Annotated in this window: 19 protein-coding genes, 1 tRNA gene, 1 pseudogene and 1 riboswitch; of the genes and pseudogenes, 11 read left to right on the top strand and 10 right to left on the bottom strand. The window is 74.5% G+C overall.

What is annotated here, in order from left to right:
* Window positions 1-118 precede the first annotated feature (118 nt).
* From ACL06G_RS18245 to ACL06G_RS18260, 4 genes are all read left to right on the top strand, one after another.
* Window positions 119-2,014 (top strand): DEAD/DEAH box helicase, encoded by a 1,896-nt coding sequence (locus tag ACL06G_RS18245; protein WP_412836331.1) that lies wholly within the window; start codon window positions 119-121, stop codon window positions 2,012-2,014.
* A gap of 90 nt (window positions 2,015-2,104) precedes the next feature.
* A tRNA-Lys gene (locus tag ACL06G_RS18250) sits at window positions 2,105-2,177 on the top strand.
* 427 nt (window positions 2,178-2,604) lie between these two features.
* Entirely contained in the window at window positions 2,605-3,585 is a 981-nt protein-coding gene (locus ACL06G_RS18255) for a sporulation protein (RefSeq protein WP_412787179.1), read from the top strand.
* A gap of 66 nt (window positions 3,586-3,651) precedes the next feature.
* A complete protein-coding gene (locus ACL06G_RS18260) occupies window positions 3,652-4,236 on the top strand; it encodes a TerD family protein (RefSeq protein WP_412787180.1) in 585 nt (194 codons plus the stop codon).
* A gap of 219 nt (window positions 4,237-4,455) precedes the next feature.
* On the opposite strand, the gene ACL06G_RS18265 is transcribed toward ACL06G_RS18260, so the two are convergent.
* Window positions 4,456-4,578: a hypothetical protein gene (locus tag ACL06G_RS18265; protein ID WP_412836332.1), complete on the bottom strand. Its 123-nt coding sequence runs from the start codon at window positions 4,576-4,578 to the stop codon at window positions 4,456-4,458.
* Between the two features lie 51 nt (window positions 4,579-4,629).
* Here ACL06G_RS18265 and ACL06G_RS18270 point away from each other — a divergent pair, with 51 nt between their 5' ends.
* Window positions 4,630-5,517, top strand: coding sequence for a GNAT family N-acetyltransferase (locus ACL06G_RS18270; RefSeq protein WP_412787182.1), 888 nt, complete (start codon window positions 4,630-4,632; stop codon window positions 5,515-5,517).
* A gap of 98 nt (window positions 5,518-5,615) precedes the next feature.
* Window positions 5,616-7,193, top strand: coding sequence for an FAD-binding oxidoreductase (locus tag ACL06G_RS18275; RefSeq protein WP_412787183.1), 1,578 nt, complete (start codon window positions 5,616-5,618; stop codon window positions 7,191-7,193).
* 45 nt (window positions 7,194-7,238) lie between these two features.
* Here the strand turns inward: ACL06G_RS18275 and ACL06G_RS18280 are convergent, their stop codons facing one another.
* The 3 genes from ACL06G_RS18280 to ACL06G_RS18290 form a co-directional block, all read right to left on the bottom strand.
* Window positions 7,239-8,072, bottom strand: a complete 834-nt coding sequence (locus ACL06G_RS18280) for an SCO2400 family protein (protein ID WP_503167833.1) — start codon at window positions 8,070-8,072, stop codon at window positions 7,239-7,241.
* 148 nt (window positions 8,073-8,220) lie between these two features.
* Window positions 8,221-8,958, bottom strand: coding sequence for a class F sortase (locus ACL06G_RS18285; RefSeq protein ID WP_412787185.1), 738 nt, complete (start codon window positions 8,956-8,958; stop codon window positions 8,221-8,223).
* 98 nt (window positions 8,959-9,056) lie between these two features.
* Window positions 9,057-9,899, bottom strand: a complete 843-nt coding sequence (locus tag ACL06G_RS18290; protein ID WP_412836333.1) for a hypothetical protein — start codon at window positions 9,897-9,899, stop codon at window positions 9,057-9,059.
* Window positions 9,900-10,203: 304 nt separating this feature from the next.
* Here ACL06G_RS18290 and ACL06G_RS18295 point away from each other — a divergent pair, with 304 nt between their 5' ends.
* Together ACL06G_RS18295 and ACL06G_RS18300 are read left to right on the top strand one after the other, a co-directional pair.
* A complete protein-coding gene (locus tag ACL06G_RS18295) occupies window positions 10,204-10,770 on the top strand; it encodes a hypothetical protein (protein WP_412836334.1) in 567 nt (188 codons plus the stop codon).
* A 309-nt stretch (window positions 10,771-11,079) separates the two neighbouring features.
* Window positions 11,080-11,237, top strand: a riboswitch (cyclic di-AMP (ydaO/yuaA leader).
* A 12-nt stretch (window positions 11,238-11,249) separates the two neighbouring features.
* On the top strand, window positions 11,250-12,452 hold the full coding sequence (locus ACL06G_RS18300) for a M23 family metallopeptidase (protein WP_412836335.1): 1,203 nt from the start codon (window positions 11,250-11,252) through the stop codon (window positions 12,450-12,452).
* A 329-nt stretch (window positions 12,453-12,781) separates the two neighbouring features.
* On the opposite strand, the gene ACL06G_RS18305 is transcribed toward ACL06G_RS18300, so the two are convergent.
* The gene (locus tag ACL06G_RS18305) at window positions 12,782-13,219 is read right to left on the bottom strand and encodes a PPOX class F420-dependent oxidoreductase (protein ID WP_412787189.1); all 438 of its coding nucleotides are present in this window, start codon (window positions 13,217-13,219) and stop codon (window positions 12,782-12,784) included.
* Window positions 13,220-13,388: 169 nt separating this feature from the next.
* Between ACL06G_RS18305 and ACL06G_RS18310 the strand changes: the two genes are divergently transcribed.
* Window positions 13,389-13,832 (top strand): SSI family serine proteinase inhibitor, encoded by a 444-nt coding sequence (locus ACL06G_RS18310; RefSeq protein WP_412836336.1) that lies wholly within the window; start codon window positions 13,389-13,391, stop codon window positions 13,830-13,832.
* Between the two features lie 118 nt (window positions 13,833-13,950).
* On the opposite strand, the gene ACL06G_RS18315 is transcribed toward ACL06G_RS18310, so the two are convergent.
* Entirely contained in the window at window positions 13,951-15,222 is a 1,272-nt protein-coding gene (locus ACL06G_RS18315) for a glycosyltransferase (RefSeq protein ID WP_412836337.1), read from the bottom strand.
* Between the two features lie 151 nt (window positions 15,223-15,373).
* Here ACL06G_RS18315 and ACL06G_RS18320 point away from each other — a divergent pair, with 151 nt between their 5' ends.
* Window positions 15,374-15,784, top strand: coding sequence for a (deoxy)nucleoside triphosphate pyrophosphohydrolase (locus ACL06G_RS18320; RefSeq protein ID WP_412836338.1), 411 nt, complete (start codon window positions 15,374-15,376; stop codon window positions 15,782-15,784).
* On the opposite strand, the gene ACL06G_RS18325 is transcribed toward ACL06G_RS18320, so the two are convergent.
* From ACL06G_RS18325 to tsaA, 4 genes and pseudogenes are all read right to left on the bottom strand, one after another.
* Window positions 15,756-15,923 (bottom strand): hypothetical protein, encoded by a 168-nt coding sequence (locus tag ACL06G_RS18325; protein WP_412836339.1) that lies wholly within the window; start codon window positions 15,921-15,923, stop codon window positions 15,756-15,758. The genes ACL06G_RS18320 and ACL06G_RS18325 overlap by 29 nt on opposite strands.
* 59 nt (window positions 15,924-15,982) lie before the next feature.
* A pseudogene (locus tag ACL06G_RS18330) lies at window positions 15,983-16,042 on the bottom strand (phosphotransferase-like protein); the annotation flags it as partial.
* A 41-nt stretch (window positions 16,043-16,083) separates the two neighbouring features.
* A complete protein-coding gene (locus ACL06G_RS18335; RefSeq protein ID WP_412836340.1) occupies window positions 16,084-17,088 on the bottom strand; it encodes a phosphotransferase family protein in 1,005 nt (334 codons plus the stop codon).
* 11 nt (window positions 17,089-17,099) lie between these two features.
* On the bottom strand, window positions 17,100-17,537 hold the full coding sequence (gene tsaA / locus ACL06G_RS18340; RefSeq protein ID WP_412836341.1) for a tRNA (N6-threonylcarbamoyladenosine(37)-N6)-methyltransferase TrmO: 438 nt from the start codon (window positions 17,535-17,537) through the stop codon (window positions 17,100-17,102).
* Between the two features lie 189 nt (window positions 17,538-17,726).
* On the opposite strand from tsaA, the gene ACL06G_RS18345 reads away from it, so the two are divergent.
* A complete protein-coding gene (locus ACL06G_RS18345) occupies window positions 17,727-18,659 on the top strand; it encodes an ornithine cyclodeaminase family protein (RefSeq protein WP_412787197.1) in 933 nt (310 codons plus the stop codon).
* Window positions 18,660-18,680 lie beyond the last annotated feature (21 nt).

The following is an 18,680-nucleotide window of genomic DNA, read 5'->3' on the forward strand; positions in this document are numbered from 1 at the left end:
CAGAACGCGCCGTGTGGCGCGTCCCTTTTCTCACCGTGGCTGACCGCACCGAGGCGGTCGAGTGTGCCGAACACGGAGTTGTGGGCGCGTGCCATGACTCCGAGAGGTTCACTGACGCATGTCTGCGCCCGTTTCCACCCCTGACGCCGTCCTGCCCGAAGACCCGACCGCGGACCCGTCCGCACCCGGCGGGCAGTCCCCGGAGACCGTCACCTTCGACGGCCTGGGCCTGCCCGAGCAGGTCGTGCGCAAGCTCGCCCAGAACGGCGTCACCACGCCGTTCCCCATCCAGGCCGCGACCATCCCGGACGCCCTGTCCGGGAAGGACATCCTCGGCCGTGGCCGTACCGGCTCCGGCAAGACCCTGTCGTTCGGCCTGCCGCTCCTGGCACGCCTGGTCGGCGGCCGTACGCAGAAGAAGCGCCCGCGCGGTGTGATCCTGACCCCGACGCGTGAGCTGGCCATGCAGGTCTCCGATGCGCTGCAGCCGTACGGGGACACGCTCGGCCTCAAGTTCAAGGTGGTCTGCGGCGGCACCTCGATGGGCAACCAGATCCACGCCCTGGAGCGCGGTGTCGACATCCTCGTCGCCACGCCGGGCCGCCTCCGCGACCTGATCAACCGGGGCGCCTGCTCGCTCGACAACGTCGAGATCACGGTCCTCGACGAGGCCGACCAGATGGCCGACCTGGGCTTCCTGCCCGAGGTCACCGAGCTGCTGGATCTCGTCCCCGACGGCGGCCAGCGGATGCTCTTCTCCGCCACCCTGGAGAAGGAGATCAGCACTCTCGTCGACCGCTACCTGGTCGACCCCGTGAGTCATCAGGTGGACGCCGCCCAGGGCGCGGTGAGCACGATGACCCACCACGTGCTCGTCGTGAAGCCGCGCGACAAGCAGCCCGTCACGGCGGCGATCGCCGCCCGCAAGGGCCGCACCATCATCTTCGTCCGCACCCAGCTCGGAGCGGACCGCGTCGCCGAGCAGCTCCGGGAGGCCGGGGTGCGCGCCGACGCCCTGCACGGCGGGATGACGCAGGGCGCCCGCACCCGCACCCTGGCCGACTTCAAGGAGGGCAAGGCCAACACGCTGGTCGCGACGGACGTCGCGGCGCGCGGCATCCACGTCGACGGCATCGACCTCGTCCTCAACGTCGACCCGGCCGGCGACCACAAGGACTACCTGCACCGCTCCGGCCGCACGGCGCGTGCCGGCGAGTCCGGCACCGTCGTCTCGCTGGCGCTGCCGCACCAGCGGCGGCAGATCTTCCGGCTCATGGAGGACGCAGGTGTGGACGCCTCCCGCCACATCATCGGCCGCGGCGACGTGTTCGACGACGAGGTCGCCGGCATCACCGGTGCCCGTTCGCTGACCGAGGTGCAGGCGGAGTCCGCGTCCAACTCGGCCAAGCAGGCCGAGCGTGAGGTCCGTGACCTGACCCGCCGTCTGGAGGACGCGCAGCGCCGCGCCTCCGAACTGCGGGAGGAGGCCGACCGGCTGACGGCACGTGCCGCCCGCGAGCGCGGCGACGACCCGGAGGCGGCCGTGGCCGCGGTCGCCGAGATGCGGGCCGCGGAGGCGGCTGCGGAGGCCGAGGCGGAGGCCCGGGCACGCGCCGCCGAGGAGCGGCGCCGGGAGGAGCGGCGCGAGCGCAAGCGCGAGGAGCGCAACGGCGACAACCGGGGCGGCCGGGGCGAGGGACGCCCCTACCGTCGTGACGACCGGCGGGAGGACCGTCGTGACGACCGGCGTCCGTTCAAGCGTGACGACCGCCGCGACGACCGTCGCCCGCACCACCGCGACCGTCGTGACGACCGGCGTCCGTTCAAGCGTGACGACCGCCGCGACGAGCGCCGTCCGCACAACCGTGACCGCCGTGACGACCGCCGCCCGTACGGTCGCCGCGACGACCACCGTGGCGACCACCGGGGTGGCGGCTCCTTCCACCGCGGCAACTCCGGCGCCCGGTCCTCCGACCGCCGCACCGACAAGCCCCGCTGGAAGCGCAACGGCTGACGACCGCGGAGACGGCCCGCAGCATGTCGAGCACCCCGCACGGGGCACGCCTTAGAATTTCGGCCCGCCGCCGGGCTATGCTGCGGGGGCGGGTCGTTAGCTCAATTGGCAGAGCAGTGGACTTTTAATCCATTGGTTGTGGGTTCGAGTCCCACACGACCTACCGCAGAAGCCCAGGTCACGTGCTACGTGGCCTGGGCTTCGCGGCGTTCGGGGCGCCGAGGCGGTCTGCCGGGTGCTCCCGCCGTTCCGGGGAACCGCGAACGGCGGGAGCACCCGGCAGCGCGGAGGCCGGAGTGGTGCTCGGAGCGCAGCGCCACGCGGCGTCGACCCCGACGGAATGGCGCAACGGCTGAGGCCGGTCTTCCCGGTCCTCTACCCTCGGGCAGGAACTGCGTTGTGCTTGCCGACGTTCACCGTCGGAAGCGCTTTTCGGACGGGGGTTCCTTCGGGGGAGCGCTCTTTTCCGCGGTTCGGTGACGACGGCCGTTCCGGGAGTGCGGAGGGCGGCGGAAGCCGGCGTTCGACCTCGCCCGTGCCCCGGAGCCGTACGATCCCTGACAGATCGAAACAGGAGGCGGTACAGCCCCATGGTCTTCAAGAGACTGCTCGGTTCGCTCGGCGTGGGCGGGCCACAGGTGGACACGGTGCTCCAGGGAGGTGCCGCACCCGGTGCTGCCCTCCAGGGCCAGGTCTTCCTCAAGGGCGGCAGCGCGCAGCACGAGATCGAGGAGGTCCGCCTGGAGCTCGTCGCCCGGGTGGAGGCGGAGTACGAGCACGGCGAGGCGGAGGGCGTCGTCGCGTTCGAACACTTCGTCGTGGGCGGCGGCTTCCGCCTCGCCGAGGGCGAGGAGCGCGCCCTCCCGTTCTCGGTCGTGCTGCCCTGGGAGACGCCGATCACCCAGCTCCACGGCCAGTCCCTCGGCGTGGAGCTCGGCGTGCGCACGGAACTCGGAGTCGCCGGCGCGTCGGACAAGAGCGATCTCGACGCACTCGTCGTCCCACCGCTTCCCGCGCAGGAGGCGGTGCTCGAGGCGCTGGGACGGCTCGGTTTCGCGTTCAAGTCCGCCGACCTGGAACTGGGCCACATCCGTGGCACGGGCCAGCAGTTGCCCTTCTACCAGGAGATCGAACTCACTCCGCCGCCGCAGTACGCCCACGCCTGCAACGAGATCGAAGTGACCTTCCTCGCCGCCTCGCAAGGAGTCGAGGTGGTGCTGGAGGCGGACAAGCGCGGCGGGCTCTTCGGTGAAGGCCACGACGCCCTCGGCCGGTACACCGTGACCCACCAGGACGTCGGGCAGTACGACTGGACCGGGGAGGTCGACGGCTGGGTGCGTCGACTCCTCGACCAGCACGCCTCCTACGGCAGCGGGCACGGGGAAGGCTTCGGCCACGGCGCTCACGGCGCGGGGGGCCACTCCGGACCGGGGGCCGCCGTGGCAGCCGGAGCCGTCGGTCTCGCCGCGGGTGCCGCCGGAGGGTACGTCGCTGCCGAGATCATCGACGAGATCGGTGACGCCTTCGAGGACGACGAGGGGGATGACGACGGCGGTGACGAGGAGGAGTAGGCGACCGTTGTCACGAGACGGCGCTCAGGGCAGGACAGCAAGAGTTTCCCGTACGGAGGATGACGCGTGATCACACTCACGAAGGACGACGAGCCTGCCGACCTGGACGGGGTGACGCACCTGACCATCGGAGCGTCGTGGGACCCGACCGCGGGAGGCAGTGGCGGGGTGCTGGGCAAACTCCGTCGAAAGGTGGGCACCGACCTCGACCTGCTCGCCATCGCCATGCAGGGTCCGGACCCGGTGCGGATGGCCGGACTGGACTCCCTCGACCCGCTCGGCAACCGCTCCCTGCTGCACAGCGGGGACAACCAGACCGGGCACGGTGACGGTGACGACGAGACGGTGACCGTCGAGTTCGAGCGCATTCCGTCCAACATCACCTCCATCGTGTTCGTCGCCGCTGCGTACAAGAGGGGCAGCGCCTTCCAGCGCGCCCAGAACATCAGCTTCAAGGTGTACGACGCCACGGGTGGCGACAGTCAGCAGGTTGCCGACATCTGGCCGAGCCTGCTCACCGACCACAACGGGTGCGCCGTCGCCAAGGCGATGCGGGCGGCGAACGGCTGGAAGCTCAAGGTCATCAACGAGACCGGCAAGATCAAGCAGGGGAACCAGCAGGCTCTGATGCGCTTCGCCGTCGACAAGTAGCGCCGCGCGCTCCGGCCCCGCAGCCCGGCCGGGCCGGAGGCTCCCCCTCCGAAGGAGGGGCCCGCACCGGGAGTTCACGCGCGACCTGCCGCAGCAGCCCGGGCCACGGTTCGGCCTGGGCTGCTGCGGCGTTCCGTTGTCGGTGGCGCCTGCGAACATCGCGGAGCTGAGCGAGCACCTGCCCGGGGTGCGGGCCCGGGCCGCCCGGATCGCCGCCCGCTACTGGGCGCGGACCGGGCCGAGGAGTACGGCGACCGCGACGGCGTCCCCGGCCGGGTACTGGTGCGCCTGCGCGTCGAGCGCGCCACCGGCCTGGAGGGCATCGCCGACCGACACCGGCACGCCGGGACGGAAATCGGATGCACCGGGCAGCGGGGCGGGCCATGCTGCAGCATGGCGTGGACTCTCGGCGAAGACCTGGAAACCTTCCGCGAGGCTGCCGGTGCCCTCCTGGCGCACCGCCCCGACCGGCACACCGTCCTGCTCTCGGTGACGCACCAGTTGGCGTCCCTGGGCACCGACCTCTACGGCACCGAGCCACCGGTGTTCGGCTGGTGGCGCGAGCCCGGCGGCCGGGTGACCGGCGCGTGCCTGCGGACCCCGCCCCACCCGGTGACGCTGTCCGTGATGCCCGGTGAGGCAGCGGCGGCGCTGCCCGCCGCTCTCGCGGACGGCTCCCGTGCGGCGAACGGGCCGGGGCACCGCGGCGGCCCCGGAGCGTCACCTCCGGACGTGCACGGCCCCGCCCGTGTGGTGGAGGCGTACACCTCCGCGGTCGCGGCCCGCACCGGGTCGCGGATGGTGCAACGCCGCCGGGAGCGGCTGTACCGCCTCCACACCCTCCGGCCGCCCCGGCCGGCTCCGCCGGGACGGGCCCGCCCCGCGACGACCGAGGACCGCCCGCTGCTGGTGGAATGGTCGGCGGCCTTCCGGCGCGAGATCGGTCACGGCACGGCCGGGAGCAGCCGCGCGTTGGACGCGCGCATCGCCGAGGGCCGCATGATGCTGTGGGAGGACGGTGCGGGACCCGTCGCGATGGCCGGCAGCAGCCCCGTGGTGGCCGGGACGGTACGCATCGGCCCCGTCTACACCCCGGCGGAACACCGGGGCCGGGGCTACGCGGCGGCCGCCACCGCGGCCGAGACGCGGGTGCGGCTCGACGCGGACGTGGACGAGGTGCTGCTGTTCGCGGATCTGGCCAACGCCACCAGCAACGGCCTGTACCGGCGGCTCGGTTACGTGCCCGTGGACGACTACCTGGCCGCGGCGCTCCCCGGCTGAGGCGCTCCGTACGGATCGGGGCGACCGGAAAGCGGGACCGTGGTGCCGGCGGAGCACGAAGCGGTACGGTCGGCGCGACGCGGAGGGGGTGGCGACCGGTGCCGTCGGACAGGGGACGCTCCTGGTGGGGCTGGGGACGGGCGGCCGAGGCGCTGGCGGACGAGGAGTGCGTCGCGCTCGGCGCGCAACTGCCCGGCCTGCCCGAACGCCCGCTTCCCGTACCGCGCGTCACCGATCTGGACCTCCCCGCGCCACGGGTGTCCCCGCCTGCGGCGCTGGCCCACCTGGTCACCGACGCTCCCCCGGACCGGGCGGGCCACACGTACGGCAAGGCGTACCGCGACGTGGTCCGCGCCCTGCACGGCGAGGTCGCGGCGGCCCCGGACCTGGTGGCCTATCCGGCGACGGAGCGCGCGATCGCGGACCTTCTCGACTGGGCGGGCGAGCGGGGCGTCGCCGTGGTGCCCTACGGCGGCGGCAGTTCGGTCGTGGGCGGTACCGAGTACCGGCCGTCCGGCGACGTCCGGCACACGGGTGTGCTGTCGCTCGACCTGTCGGCCCTGGACCGTGTGCTGGAGATCGACGGCACCAGCGGAGCGGCGCGGATCCAGGCGGGTGTTCTCGGCCCTTCCCTGGAGGAGCAGTTGCGGCCGAGCGGGCTGACGCTGCGCCACTTCCCGCAGAGCTTCGAGTTCTCCACGCTCGGTGGCTGGCTCGCGACCCGCGCGGGCGGCCACTACGCGACGCTGCACACGCGCATCGACGACTTCGTGGAATCGATGCGGGTGGTCACCCCGGTCGGTGTCGGCGAGTCGTGGCGCCTGCCCGCCTCGGGGGCCGGGCCCTCGCCCGACCGGATGTTCCTGGGCTCCGAAGGCGCTCTCGGCGTGATCACCGAGGCCTGGATGCGGCTGCAGGAGCGTCCCCGGCACAAGGCGTCGACGGCGGTGCGGTTCTCCCGCTTCGCAGCTGCCGTGGAGGCCGTGCGGACGCTGGCGCGCAGCGGTCTCCATCCGGCCAACTGCCGCCTGCTGGACCCCGGTGAGGCCGCACTCTCGGGGGTGGCGCGGCGGGGGGAGAGTGTGCTGCTGCTGGGCGTGGAGTCCGCGCACCGCCCCGTCGACGGCACGCTGGCCGAGCTTGTCGGCGCGGCGCGCGACCACGGCGGCGTGCCGGACGGTGCGGACGGCGGCGAGGCGGCGGCCGGTTCCTGGCGCTCCGCCTTTCTCCGCATGCCCTACCTCCGTGACGGGCTGGCACGGATGAGCGCGCTCACCGAGACGTTCGAGACGGCGTGCACCTGGGACCGGGCCGTCGCGCTCCACGAGGCGGTGCGCCGCGACGTCGGTGCCGCCGTCGAGCAGGTCACCGGCGGTCGCGGCATGGTGAACTGCCGCCTCACGCACGTCTATCCGGACGGTGCCGCGCTGTACTTCACCGTGATCGCCGCGGGCCGCCGCGGCAGCGAGCTCGCCCAGTGGGACGCGATCAAGACGGCGGCCCTCGAGGTTCTTGCCCGGCACCGGGCGACGGTGACACATCACCATGCGGTGGGGCGCGACCACCGCGAGGGTTACGACCGGCAGCGGCCCGAGCCCTTCGCGCTGGCGCTGGGCGCGGCGAAGAACGCCCTCGATCCGCGCGGGATCCTCAACCCCGGCGTCCTGGTGGGGTGATCGCGCCGCAGCCGCAGCCGCAGCCGCAGCGGCGGTCGGCGGGCGTCAGCTGCAGAAGATCAGCCAGCAGCGCCGGCGGTCGTCCCGCCCGTCGGAGTCGTCGGGCGGCGGTGTGGGCGTGCTGCTCTGCGTGGGGCCGCCGCCGTCCGGCTCGGAGGGTTCCGGGGCGTCCGTACCGCCTTCAGGGGTCGGATCGGACGCGGAGTCGCTCGACTCCGTCGGGGACGGCTCGTCGCTCGACGCGGCGCTCGCCGTCGCGTCGGCCGGGACGGCTGATGTGTCGGGCGGCTCGGTGGGCGAGGCCGGGGCGGAGGATTCCTCCGCAGACTTCGTCGCCGTGTCCGCCGCACCGGCCGCCTGCGTCTCCCGGTCGGAAGGCGGACCGTTCCAGGGGATGTCGGGGGAGCCGAGCTCGGTGACGGTCAGTCCCAGCAGCAGGGCGCCGAGGCAGGCGGCGAGCAGGTACGTCCGTTTGCTGCGGCCCCGCCGGGCGCGGTGGCCGCCGTTGCCCGCCCTGCCCCGGCGGCCGCCCGACTCCGGCGGTGCGTCCTCGTCGTCGTGGGGCGGTGCGTCGTCGTAGGGGGCAGCCCCGTCGTGCGGTTCGGTACCGGGGGCGGTGCCGGCCGCGGCCGCGGTGCCCGCGGGCGGTGTGGCATCCGCCGGCGCGGCGTCCAGCAGTCCGGGCACGGCCTCGGGCGGCGGGTCGTGCGGGAAGGGCTTGGCGCGGTAGACCTGGGTCGCCGCGGGCACGGCGGACGCGGCCCCCGCCGGGCCATGGGGGTGCGAGGATCCGTGCGGCGAAGGGCCGACCGGGGTTCCGCACCCCGGGCAGACGAAGGCGCCGCTGAGATGTCTTCGGCACTGGGGGCAGTAATCCATGGCGTGGGCGAGGTTATGCTCGGGCGCCGCCTACGGGAACAACTGTTCTGTGAGAGTGCTGTGCCGATCCCGTCGACGTTGTCGCGCGGCTGTGCTCACGGGGTCCGGGATGCCCGGGGCCGGGCGCCGGGCGCGCCGGAGAGCAGCGTCAGGAGGCGGGGCGCACCTCGGTGAGGTGGGCGAAGACGACCACGTTCCCGGTGTACTCGTCGGCCTGCTCGTCGAACCTGCCGCCGCAGGTGATCAGCCTCAGTTCCGGGCGGTCCGACGGACCGTACACCTTCCGGTCCGGGAAGTCGTCGCCCTCGTACACCTCGACGGCGTCCACCGTGAAGACCGCGGTGGAGCCGTCGGTCCGCACCACCTCGACCTGGTCGCCCTTCCCCAGGACGCCCAGCCCGTAGAAGACGGCCGGCCCGGCCGCGGTGTCGACGTGACCGGCGACGAGGGCCGTGCCGACCGCGCCCGGCGGAACCCCGTCCGCGTACCACCCGGCGAGGTTGTCGTCATCCGGGGGCGGCGCTTCGAGGGCACCGTCCGCGGTCAGGTCCAGACGGGTGAGCGGTGCCGACACGCCGATGGTCGGGATGCTCACCCGCGACGGTGCCGCGACCTTCCCGTCGTCGGTGCTCCGCGACGGTTCCTCGCGCCCGCCCCCGCTCCCCGCGCTGCCGTCCGAGTCCCGTGGCGATGCGGCCCCTTTCCGGGACGCGTTGCGCGGAGGAGCGCTCGGCTCGCTCCCGAAGGCCGCCTCCGCGGCAGGCTGCGGAGGCGCGGTGACGTCCGTGCCGTGGTCGATCAGCCACACGCCCGCGCAGGCCGCCGCGGCGGCGAGGGTCGCCACGCATGTCTCGACGCCCACGCTGCGCTGCCGGGTTCGCGGCATCGACGGGTTCCTCCTCCTGCACGGGTCCGTGCGGCGGGAGCGGGTGCGGGCGGGCCTGCGCCGCGCGGCGGTGCGCGACTCACCCGCACCCGCGGCGGTCAGTGCCGCTGCGCGCGGTGCCGGCGGCGCAGGAAGAACACGCCGCCCGCGGCAGTGGCCAGCGCGGCCGAGCCACCGGCCAGCTGGGCGCTGTTCACGTCCTCGATGCCTCCGCCCAGGCCGGTGTGCATCCGGCCGTGCGGCATCGCGCCGCGGTGGTGGCCGGAACCGTCCCGGTGGTGGGAGTCCTTGCGGTCCTCCCACCGGCCGTCGTCCTGCCGGTCGTCCCACCGGCCGTCGTGGTGCCGGTCGTCCCACCGGCCGTCGTGGCGGCCGTCCTTCCCGCCGTCCTCCCAGCGGCCGTCCTCGTGCCGTTGCCGGGCGTGTCCGTCGTCCTCCCCCTGCCCGTCGTGCTCGGACATCTCCGGGGGCCCGGCGGGACGGTCCTCGTGCTTCCGGGGCTCCGCGCCCTTGCCGCCGCCGGGCATCGCGCCCGGGCCGTCCTTCCCGGACCGCGGTGGCTCCTCGCTCACGCGGATCGTGCCCGTGACCTCGCTGCCGTCGGTGCAGGAACCGCCCACGGTGTAGGTGCCGGGGCCCGCGTCGTCGGGGATGCGCAGCGTGCCCCGGGCGGTGGCGCTGCCGGCCTTCTCCGGTTCCAGCCCGATGATTCCGCCGTCGAGGGATCCGGCGTCGACACCCGCGCTGCCGCCCGGACCGCAGGCCCGTGTGGTGAGCGTGACGGTGTCCCCGGGACGTGCGGAGCCCGGAGATATCCCGATGTCGGCGGTGCCGGCCGCGACCGCGGCCGTGCTGGTGATGCCTGCAACCGCAACGGTGAGCGCGGCACCCGCGAGCCCGCGAGCAGCCCGAGACGGATGCGCCGTGGAATGCGCACGCATGAACGACCTCCAAACATTCGGGGCGTGGCGCGCCGTCGCGCCGTGGACGTACTCGAAGGACGCCCCGAGTCCGCTTCCGAGTCGAACCCGCGGCGACAGGTTTCGCCTGTCGTCGGCCGTTGTCGGTGGCAGTGTTCCGGGTTCCGCTTTTCGTGGCCTCCGGTGCCGCAACGGTGCTGCCCGGGCCGTGGGACTGCCCGGTTCGGCGGGATGGACGGGTGAACCGCCGCCCGGCGCCCCCGTGCGGGTGAGCAGGCTGATCCGGGCGGGTGACCCGGTGGCGGGGTGGCTCGTTGGTCCCGGCATGGCTGTGATGCTCACGCAGTGGTCGCCGGTGCCGTGGTCGGGGGAAACGGTTTCCCGTCCGTCGCCGCCGCCTGCCGAGGGGACTGCGCCCACGCCGATCTACGAGTCGTTGGTGCGCGAGTGGGCGCGTGCGGGCCGGGCCGTTCCCGGCGGACTCCGGGGCGACAGTGGCGCATCGGGCATGGCCGAGGTGGGCCGGTGGCCCGCTGAGGATCGTGCGCCCCATCCGTACGGCGTCGCGCCGGGGGCCTTCGGCTCCTTCGCGGAGGCGGTGCCCGCGCAGGAGACCGGGACGCGGGACGTCTCCGGTGCGTACGGGCGGCCCGCACGCCACCTCTCCGCCGTCGTGCAGTCGGGCACCCAGCCGCACGTCTCCGGGTACGGCGACGGCGGCGGCGAGGGCCGTCCCGACGGCTGGGGGTACGGAGAGGGGAGCCGGTCGGACCGCGCTGCCGGGAGCGGCGGGGCGTCCCCGGGCCGCGGCGGCGAGACGTCCACCGCCCAACTGCCGGATTCCGGGGCGGCGTCGGGCGGCCCGGCCTGGGAGCGCGTGCGCATCCTGTGACGCACGGCCGTGCCACCGACCCGGCCGGACCGCCCGGTGCGCGAGGCGCCGCACGGGCGGAAGTGACGCCTCCTCATGGGTGCACGACGTGACGGATCTGTGATCACCCTCGGAGCCGGCACGCTGACGCCAGGTGTCGGCGTGTCCGTAATGGCGTCCGATGAGTCAAGCGTCCCCGTCAAAGCATCGGCAAAATCGACGGACGGGCTTGGAATCGCCGAGCCAGGTCTATTAACGTTCGATAACGCAGCGCGGTCGTCACTGCCGTCACACCAGGCGGCTCCGTGCACTGTCGCCTAATCCTTCACGTGTTTCACCGCGCGGACGCATCGTGCGGATGAAGCATCGAGGGAGCCGGGGAACCACCAACTCCGGGGTGAATCGAACGGCCCCAGCCGGGGCCCGACGTAGGAGACCTTCCTGCTCCGAACCCGTCAGCTAACCCGGTAGGCGCGAAGGAAGGAAAGGAGAGCGCCCTCGTGGCGTCCACCAGATTCGCCCCCGAGGCCGGCGGAGCACCCGAGGCCTACGGGCCCGCGCGCCTGTACGGCCACACCGGCCCCACCACGTCCTTCCCGCAGGTCGTCCCGACCGGCGGCAGCACCGGCGGCTCCGACGACACACTGACGGGACTGCCTCCCTACGCCGAGGGCAACGCCGCGGACGCGTCCGACTGGGCCTACGGCCCCGAGGACGACGGGTCCTACGGCGAGTGGAATCCGACCGCCGAGTCCGTGCGCCCGGTGCGCGGCCGGCACCGCGTGGCGAAGCAGCGCGGCGGCATGGCCCGCAGCGGAGCGGTGCTGGGGGTCGGCATGATCGCCGCGGTCGGAGCGGGCGGCATGGCGGGAGCGAAGGAGCGGCCCGCGGCCATGTCCGTGCCCGACCTCGACTCCCTCGCCGGGTCCGTCGCCGGCGAGCTGCCCGACCGTCTCGCCGGCCTCGTCCCGGACGGCGGCGACGAGAACGGCACCGCCACGGTCGCGTCCCCGGCGCCGCTGACGTCCGTCACCGCGGTCGCCCCCGACACCGGCGCGGACACCACCACGGACACCGATGCGGGCGACGCGCTGCGGGCCCGCATCCTGGAGCAGGCCGCACAGCAGCAGAGCGCGGCCGACGCCACCGCCCGCGAGGAGGCCGAGAACGCCGCCGCGCAGCAGGCGTCCCAGGCCGCCGCGGACAAGGCGGAGGCGGCGCGCAAGGCGGAGGAGGAACGCAAGCGGAAGGCTGCCGAGGAAGCCGCGCGCAAGGCCGAGCAGGAGCGGCTGGCACGTCTGGCCGCCAGCTACACGGCACCGGTCACCTCCTACACCCTCACCTCCGGCTTCGGAGCCGCCGGGAGCATGTGGACGGCCGACCACACCGGCCAGGACTTCGCCGCCCCCACCGGCACCCCCGTGTCCGCCGTCCATGCCGGAACCGTCAAGGAAGCCGGCTGGGCGGGCAGTTACGGCTACCGGATCGTGCTCGAACTCGAGGACGGCACCGAGGTCTGGTACTGCCACCTGTCGTCGATGAACGTCTCCGTCGGTACGCAGGTCACCACCAAGGACGTCATCGGGAACGTCGGGGCCACCGGCAACACCACCGGACCCCACCTGCACCTGGAGGTCAGGCCGGGCGGCGGCGACCCGATCGACCCGCTGGCCTGGCTGCGGAGCAAGGGCCTCGGCATCTGACGGGCCGCATGGCCCCCCACGACAGCCGGACGGGTGCCCCCGTCCCGTCCGGCACACTCCACCCCCCACATCGCGTCCCGCCACGAGGACGCGACCGCCGTCCCGTCGCCGGACGGGACCGCGTCGTCCTCCCCCACGGCAGCGCTCGTCTCCGGAAGGGACGGGGCGGCGGTCACCGGGGACGGTACGTCCCCTCCTTCCCGGACTCCGGCGGCCCTGGTGCATACCCCCCGACACCAGGGCCGCCGGTCTCCTCCGGCAACGCGGCAGGGACCCGCGGCAGAGCGGGCACCCGCCGCCCCGTCACCCGGCAGGCGGCACCTCCCCGTTCAGCGCCGCAGCTGCCCGTAGGCATGGCGCACGTGCAGACGCACCACCCGGCGGCGCTGGTCGACCATCGCCGCCCGGTACTCGCTCCAATCGGCGTGCTCCCCCGAGATCGCCCGGTAGAGGTCGACCAGCTCCTCCACCGTCCGGTCGTACGGATCCGCCGCCATCTCCGACAGCTCCGCGTCGCCCTCCGCCACCGTCCAGGCCCAGCCGTCCGCCGTGGAGACGTGGTAGCTCGCCCGGGAGTCCCGGGCGAGGTTCCTGGTCTTGGCCCGGTCCGCGGTCACCGAGACCCGCACGATCCGCTCCTGCGGATCGTAGGCGTGCAGCACGTTCGACAGCTGCGGCCGTCCGTCCCGCTTCAGGGTCACCAGAACCCCCTGCTTCCGGTCGGACAGCAGCGACAGCAACGCCTCCTGCGGCACCTTCTCGTCCACCGCGGGCTCCTTTCGCGAAGCGGGTACGGTCCGCTCTCCCCAGGCTTCCACACGGGCACGTCCCCGGCAGCACGACCGGCTCCCGGCCGCACGCACCGCAACCCGAAGCGCCCGCGGGCGTTGAACAGCACGACCAGGAGGACACACCAGCGCGCCATCGGAGCACCGCATGCCCGCACCCCGTCCCCGCCGCACCGCCGTCCGTGCGGCCGCCGCCCTCGCGGCCCTCGCAGCCGTGCACACCCCGGCGGCCCCCGCCCAGGCCGCGGTCCCACCCGTCCGCGACCACCTCACGGTGACCGTCCACGACTCCGGCCGCCCCGTACACGACGGCCGGTTCGACCTGTTCTGCCACCCCACCGCCGGCAACCACCCCCGGCCCGAAGCAGCCTGCCGACGGCTGGACGCGCTGACGTCCTGGGGCCGGCCCGACCCCTTCGCCCCCGTACCTCCCGGGCGCATGTGCACCACCGTCTACGGCGGCCCGGCGACCGCGCACGTGACGGGCACCTGGGGCGGGCGCCCCGTCAACGCCGACTTCAGCCGCTCCGACGGCTGCCGGACCCAACGCTGGAACAACCTCGTCCCCCTCCTCCCGCGCACCCGCCTCTGAGCGGGGCGGACGCGGATCCACCACGGCGGAAATCCGCTCGCGGGCCGACCGTCGGCACGCCACGCGCGGCCCCGGACGTGCCCGCCGCCCGCGCTGTTCCCTCATGGCCCGGGCCGCCTCACCCCCGGCCGATCTGCTCCAGCGCCGCCAGCACCGGAGCGACCCCGTCCTCCGCACGGATCCGCGTCCCCAGACCGCGGGCCCGCCGCGTGTACGACGGATCGCCCGTCGCCCGGACGAGCGCGGCGCCCAACGACCGCTCATCCAGCCGCCGCAGCGGCACCGCGGCGGGAGCGACACCGAGGGAGACCAGCCGCCGCGCCCAGAACCCGCCGTCGAACTGGACCGGGACCGGCACCGCGGGCACCCCGGCCCGCAGCCCCGCCGCCGTGGTGCCCGCCCCGGCGTGGTGCACGACGGCCGCCAGGTGCGGGAACAGCTCGGCGTGTGGCACCTCGTCCACCGTCAGCATGTCCGGGTCGCGCGCGCCGCCGGACGCCTCCGCCGCGTCCAGGCCGCTCCAGCCGCGCTGGATCACGCCCCGCAGCCCGGCCGCCCGCAACGCCCGCACCACTGTCCGGCTCAGTCCCTGCGGGTCCGGCACCGTCGCGCTGCCCAGGCCCACGAACACCGGGGGAGGACCCGCGTCGAGGAACTCCCGTACCCGGGGCGGCAGTCCGTCCCCGCCCGGTGCGTACGGCCACCAGTAGCCCGCCACGGACAGGCCCGGTCGCCAATCGCGCGGCCGCGGCACCACCAGCGGGCTGAACCCGTGCACCACCGGCCACCCGCGACGCTCCCGTGCCCGCCGTGCGGCACCGGCCCGCGTGGCCCGTGCCCCCAACCGCGCGCGGAGACGACGCGAGGTGTCGGCGAAGAAGAGGTCCACGGACGCCTCCACGACCTGCCCGCCCAGCCGGTTCAACGGGCCTCCCCAGGAGCGTCCTCCGGCGATGGGCGGACCGAACTCGGCCGTCGGTGCGACGGGTTGCAGAAACACGCCGATACTCGGCAGCTCAAGGCCCTCCGCCAGCACGCACCCCAGCGGTGCGGCGGAACTCGACAGCAGCAGCACGTCGTTCTGCCGCGCCGCGGCCAGCAGGTCGTCCGCCACCAGACGTGCCAGCCCCCTCGCCCGGCGGGCCAGCTTCACCAGCTTGCCGGCGTCGGTGGCGCTCCGGTTCAGCGACCGGCCCCACTCCGACGTCAGCTCCGCCCGCGGATCGACGGGCAAGGCGTGGAACCCCACGCCGGCCCCGGCCACCAGCGGACGGAAGGGGGCGTGCGTCACCAGCGTCACCTCATGGCCCGCCGCCGCCAGGCCGTGCCCCAGCCCGGTGTACGGGGCCACGTCTCCCCGCGAACCGGCCGTCATCAGCGCCACCCGCATACGGCCAGTATGCGCGTGACGACGGCTCCCGACAGCGTCCCCACCACGGCCACGACCCCGCCCATACTGCCTGCGTACCGCGATACGACCACGCGCGCCGCCGGTTGTCGGCACAACGCCCGTGCATCCCGGGCGGATCTAGAGTGTCGCCATGACCGACACGTCCCGCCCGCGCGTGGTCGTCGGCGCCGCACTGCGGTCCGGCGGACGCCTTCTCGCCGCCCGCCGGACCGCGCCGCCCGCACTCGCCGGGAGGTGGGAGCTGCCCGGCGGAAAGGTCGAGCCGGGCGAGTCGGAGCCGGAGGCGCTGGTGCGCGAACTGCGCGAGGAACTCGGCATTGAGGCTGCCGTCGGGGCGCGGCTGCCGGGAGCGTGGCCGCTCGGCCGGTCCCTCGTCCTGCACGTCTGGCACGCCCGCATCCTGTCGGGCACCCCCGAACCCTTGCAGGACCACGATGCGTTGCGTTGGCTCGCACCGCGGGACGCGTTCACCGTCGACTGGCTCGACGGGGACGTCCCCGCCGTGCGACACCTCATGGAGCAGCAGGATCCGAGGGGTTGAGGCGGGTTCGCCCGGTCTCCTCGGCGAGGCGCAGCCGCTGGAACGCCGTGGGGAAGAGGCGGGCGGGCAGGAACTCCGCGAGGTGCCGGGCGCAGGCGAGCGGATCCGCCTGCGAGGTGTCGCACTCCACGTCGTACACGCCGTGCTCATGGCGTGGAACCTGTCCACAGGCGTGTGGAGGAACGGCCGGTCGAGCACGTCCAGGAGTTCCCGCGCGATGCCGGACTTCCCGGAGCTCGAGGTGCCGTTCAGGAACATGGTCGGACCGCGGGGAGGTGCTGCCGTGCCGGCGTCCTCCGTCACGGTGTGCTCCGTTCCGTTCCTCCGTACCGGTCGAAGCAGGCCTGGAGGTAGTCCTCGAGGCGTCGGCCGAGCAGCGCGGGTGTCAGGTCGGTGCGTCCCAGGTCGTGCCAGGGGCCGGCGATCTTCCCGGCGTCCGGGGCGAAACTCAGCGCGTCGAGGAGGCGCCAGTACAGGTGGGCGGCGGGGTCGCCGGTGAGGGCGCCGCCCGCCCCGGTGTACCGGTCGGCGAAGCGCATGCCCTCCTGGACGCCGTGCAGCAGGGCGAGGTTGGTGCAGCAGTGCGCGACATCCAGGTCCGCCGGGCCCCACGAGGTCTCCACCCAGTCCACGACGCCGCTGACGACCGAGGTGTCGCCGTCACCGGTGAACAGGACGTTGCCCGGGTGGAAGTCCCGGTGGAGGAAGCGGGGGACGTGGTTGGGCGGTTCGCGGCGGATGACGTCCACCGCCCGGTCCCAGAGGCGGGGACGCGAGGTGGACGGCGGGATCTCCACGCTCTCCGGTGCGGCCCAGGGCTGGTAGGGGCGCGGCCGGGCCCCGGGTGCGACCCGCGTCCGGTGGATTCCCAGGAGCTGGCGGGCCAGCAGGTCGGCGCGGTGGCCGGCCCCGCGGTCGGTCAGGCGTACGGCCCCCGGGAGCAGGGTCGTCAGGAGGGACGGGTGGGCGCAGTGCTCGGCGGCCGCGTCCACGGCCAGGACCGCGGCCGCGGGGATGTCGGTGTCCTCCAGCAGGTGCAGGACGGCCGCCTCGCGCGAGAGCAGGCCGACCGCGTGGCGAGTGGAGAAGGGGTGCGTGAACGACCGGAGGACCAGCTGCCGTTCCCCGCCCCGGCCCACGACCGACAGTCTGCGCATCGTGGAGGTCGAACCGCCGTGCAGTGCGACGGCGTCCGTCACGCGTTCCCGCGGCCCCAGCACCTTCTCGACCCACAGGCGCGTGGCGTGCGGGAGCCCGTCGCGGCTGCCGTCGTCGTCGGGATGTGTCGTGCGCGCGTGTCCCACGGCACCCGAGCCTAGCCCGGGACGTCGCCCCGCGCCGGGCCCGTACGGCAGCCCCGGGCCGGCTTCAGGTCGATCACCGGTGTGCCGTCCAGCGCATCGAGGGCGTCGACGTGCACCCGCGGGCCGTCCACGGCCGTCACCGTGACCCGGTGCAGCCCGACCGGGTTCGGGCGGTCGGGGGAGCGGGTGCTGAACACGCCGGTCTCGGGCCGCTCCGGCCGGCCGCGGGGATGCACCGTGAGCACCTCGCGGTCCGCGCGGTCGAGCCACGTCAGGACCAGTACGGCATCGCCCGGGCGCAGGTCCCGTGCGGCCTCCCGGTACTCCGCCGCGAGGACCACAACGGCCGGCGGCGCCCCCTCGTCCGGCTGTTTGGGAGCGGACGCACGGTCCGTCAGCGGCGATTCGACCCGTCCGACGGGGCGTACGCCGTAGGGGGCGTGCTCCATGCTCACTCCTCTCCTCGGGGCTCTCCGGGCCGGGCCCACGGGGCCCCACGCGCATGATCCCGCACCCCGCCCCGTGCGACCTCCGCGCGACTCCGCCCCGGCCGGCATCCGTCCGGCCACGGGCCGCCGGACCGCAACGGCCCGAGGACCTCGGCCGCCCGGCGGATACGCGTCTGCGCCGCAGGACCGATGCGTTCCGCACCGCTGCCGGTCACCCTGGCCCTCATGACTCCGCTGCTGCTCGGTGACGAGGACGTCCGTGCCCGCCTCGATCCCGCGACCGCCGTCCGGGCGGTGCGGGATGCGCTGCTCGCGCACCACGCCGGAGACCTCGACGCGCCGCCCCGGGCGCGGGCTCCGCTCGGGGAGAGCGATCTGGTGTTCACCGCCGGACGTCTCCGCGGCCGGCCGGGCCTGCACGGCTTCCGTGCGTACGACGCGGCCGGGGCGGCCGAACAGCTCGTCGCGGTGTGGGACTCGGCGACGGGCGCGCTGCGCGCCGTGGTGCACGGGCAGGAGCTGGGCGTGCGGCGCACCGGGGCGATCGGTGCGGTGGCGGTGGACGCGTGTGCGCGGCCCGGGCCGGTGCGGGTGGGTCTGATCGGCGCCGGGGCACAGGCATGGGCCCAGCTGTGGGCGCTGCGCGCCGTGCGGCCGGTGGCGGAGGTCGTGGTCGCGACGCGCCGCCCCGCCGCCGCCCGTGACTTCGCGCGGCGCGCGGAGCGCGCGTGGGGACTGCCGGTGCGCGCGGTGGACGGGGCGGAGACCGCGGTACGGGGCCGGGACGTCGTCCTCGTGGCGACGTCCAGCCCGGTGCCCGTGCTCCGGGCCGAGTGGCTGGAGCCCGGCACGCACCTGACGACGCTCGGCCCGAAGACGACCGCACGGCACGAGGTGCCCGTGGAACTGGCGGACCGCGCGGCCGTGACGGTGACGGACTCCCCGGCGCAGCTCGGCGCCTATCCCGAGCCGCACGTCTTCCACGGCCGTCCGATCGCCTCGCTCGGTGCGGTCCTCGCGGGAGAGGAACGGGTGCGGCAACGGGCAGAGGACGTCACAGTGTTCTGCTCCGTCGGCCTCGCCGGGACGGAGGTGGCGGTCGCGGGCACGCTGTCGGGCTGACGGTGCTGCTCCCGTTCCGGC

Source organism: Streptomyces callyspongiae, from assembly GCF_047200695.1.
Lineage (GTDB): Bacteria > Actinomycetota > Actinomycetes > Streptomycetales > Streptomycetaceae > Streptomyces.

Excerpts from the sequence above, each read along its gene's own strand:
- ACL06G_RS18320 (WP_412836338.1), top strand. The coding sequence starts at position 15,374 with ATGACCGACACGTCCCGCCCGCGCGTGGTCGTCGGCGCCGCACTGCGG.
- ACL06G_RS18285 (WP_412787185.1), bottom strand. The coding sequence starts at position 8,958 with ATGCCGCGAACCCGGCAGCGCAGCGTGGGCGTCGAGACATGCGTGGCG.
- ACL06G_RS18245 (WP_412836331.1), top strand. The coding sequence starts at position 119 with ATGTCTGCGCCCGTTTCCACCCCTGACGCCGTCCTGCCCGAAGACCCG.
- ACL06G_RS18280 (WP_503167833.1), bottom strand. The coding sequence starts at position 8,072 with ATGGATTACTGCCCCCAGTGCCGAAGACATCTCAGCGGCGCCTTCGTC.
- ACL06G_RS18295 (WP_412836334.1), top strand. The coding sequence starts at position 10,204 with ATGGCTGTGATGCTCACGCAGTGGTCGCCGGTGCCGTGGTCGGGGGAA.
- tsaA (WP_412836341.1), bottom strand. The coding sequence starts at position 17,537 with ATGGAGCACGCCCCCTACGGCGTACGCCCCGTCGGACGGGTCGAATCG.
- ACL06G_RS18270 (WP_412787182.1), top strand. The coding sequence starts at position 4,630 with ATGGCGTGGACTCTCGGCGAAGACCTGGAAACCTTCCGCGAGGCTGCC.
- ACL06G_RS18310 (WP_412836336.1), top strand. The coding sequence starts at position 13,389 with ATGCCCGCACCCCGTCCCCGCCGCACCGCCGTCCGTGCGGCCGCCGCC.
- ACL06G_RS18315 (WP_412836337.1), bottom strand. The coding sequence starts at position 15,222 with ATGCGGGTGGCGCTGATGACGGCCGGTTCGCGGGGAGACGTGGCCCCG.
- ACL06G_RS18290 (WP_412836333.1), bottom strand. The coding sequence starts at position 9,899 with ATGCGTGCGCATTCCACGGCGCATCCGTCTCGGGCTGCTCGCGGGCTC.
- ACL06G_RS18255 (WP_412787179.1), top strand. The coding sequence starts at position 2,605 with ATGGTCTTCAAGAGACTGCTCGGTTCGCTCGGCGTGGGCGGGCCACAG.
- ACL06G_RS18345 (WP_412787197.1), top strand. The coding sequence starts at position 17,727 with ATGCGTTCCGCACCGCTGCCGGTCACCCTGGCCCTCATGACTCCGCTG.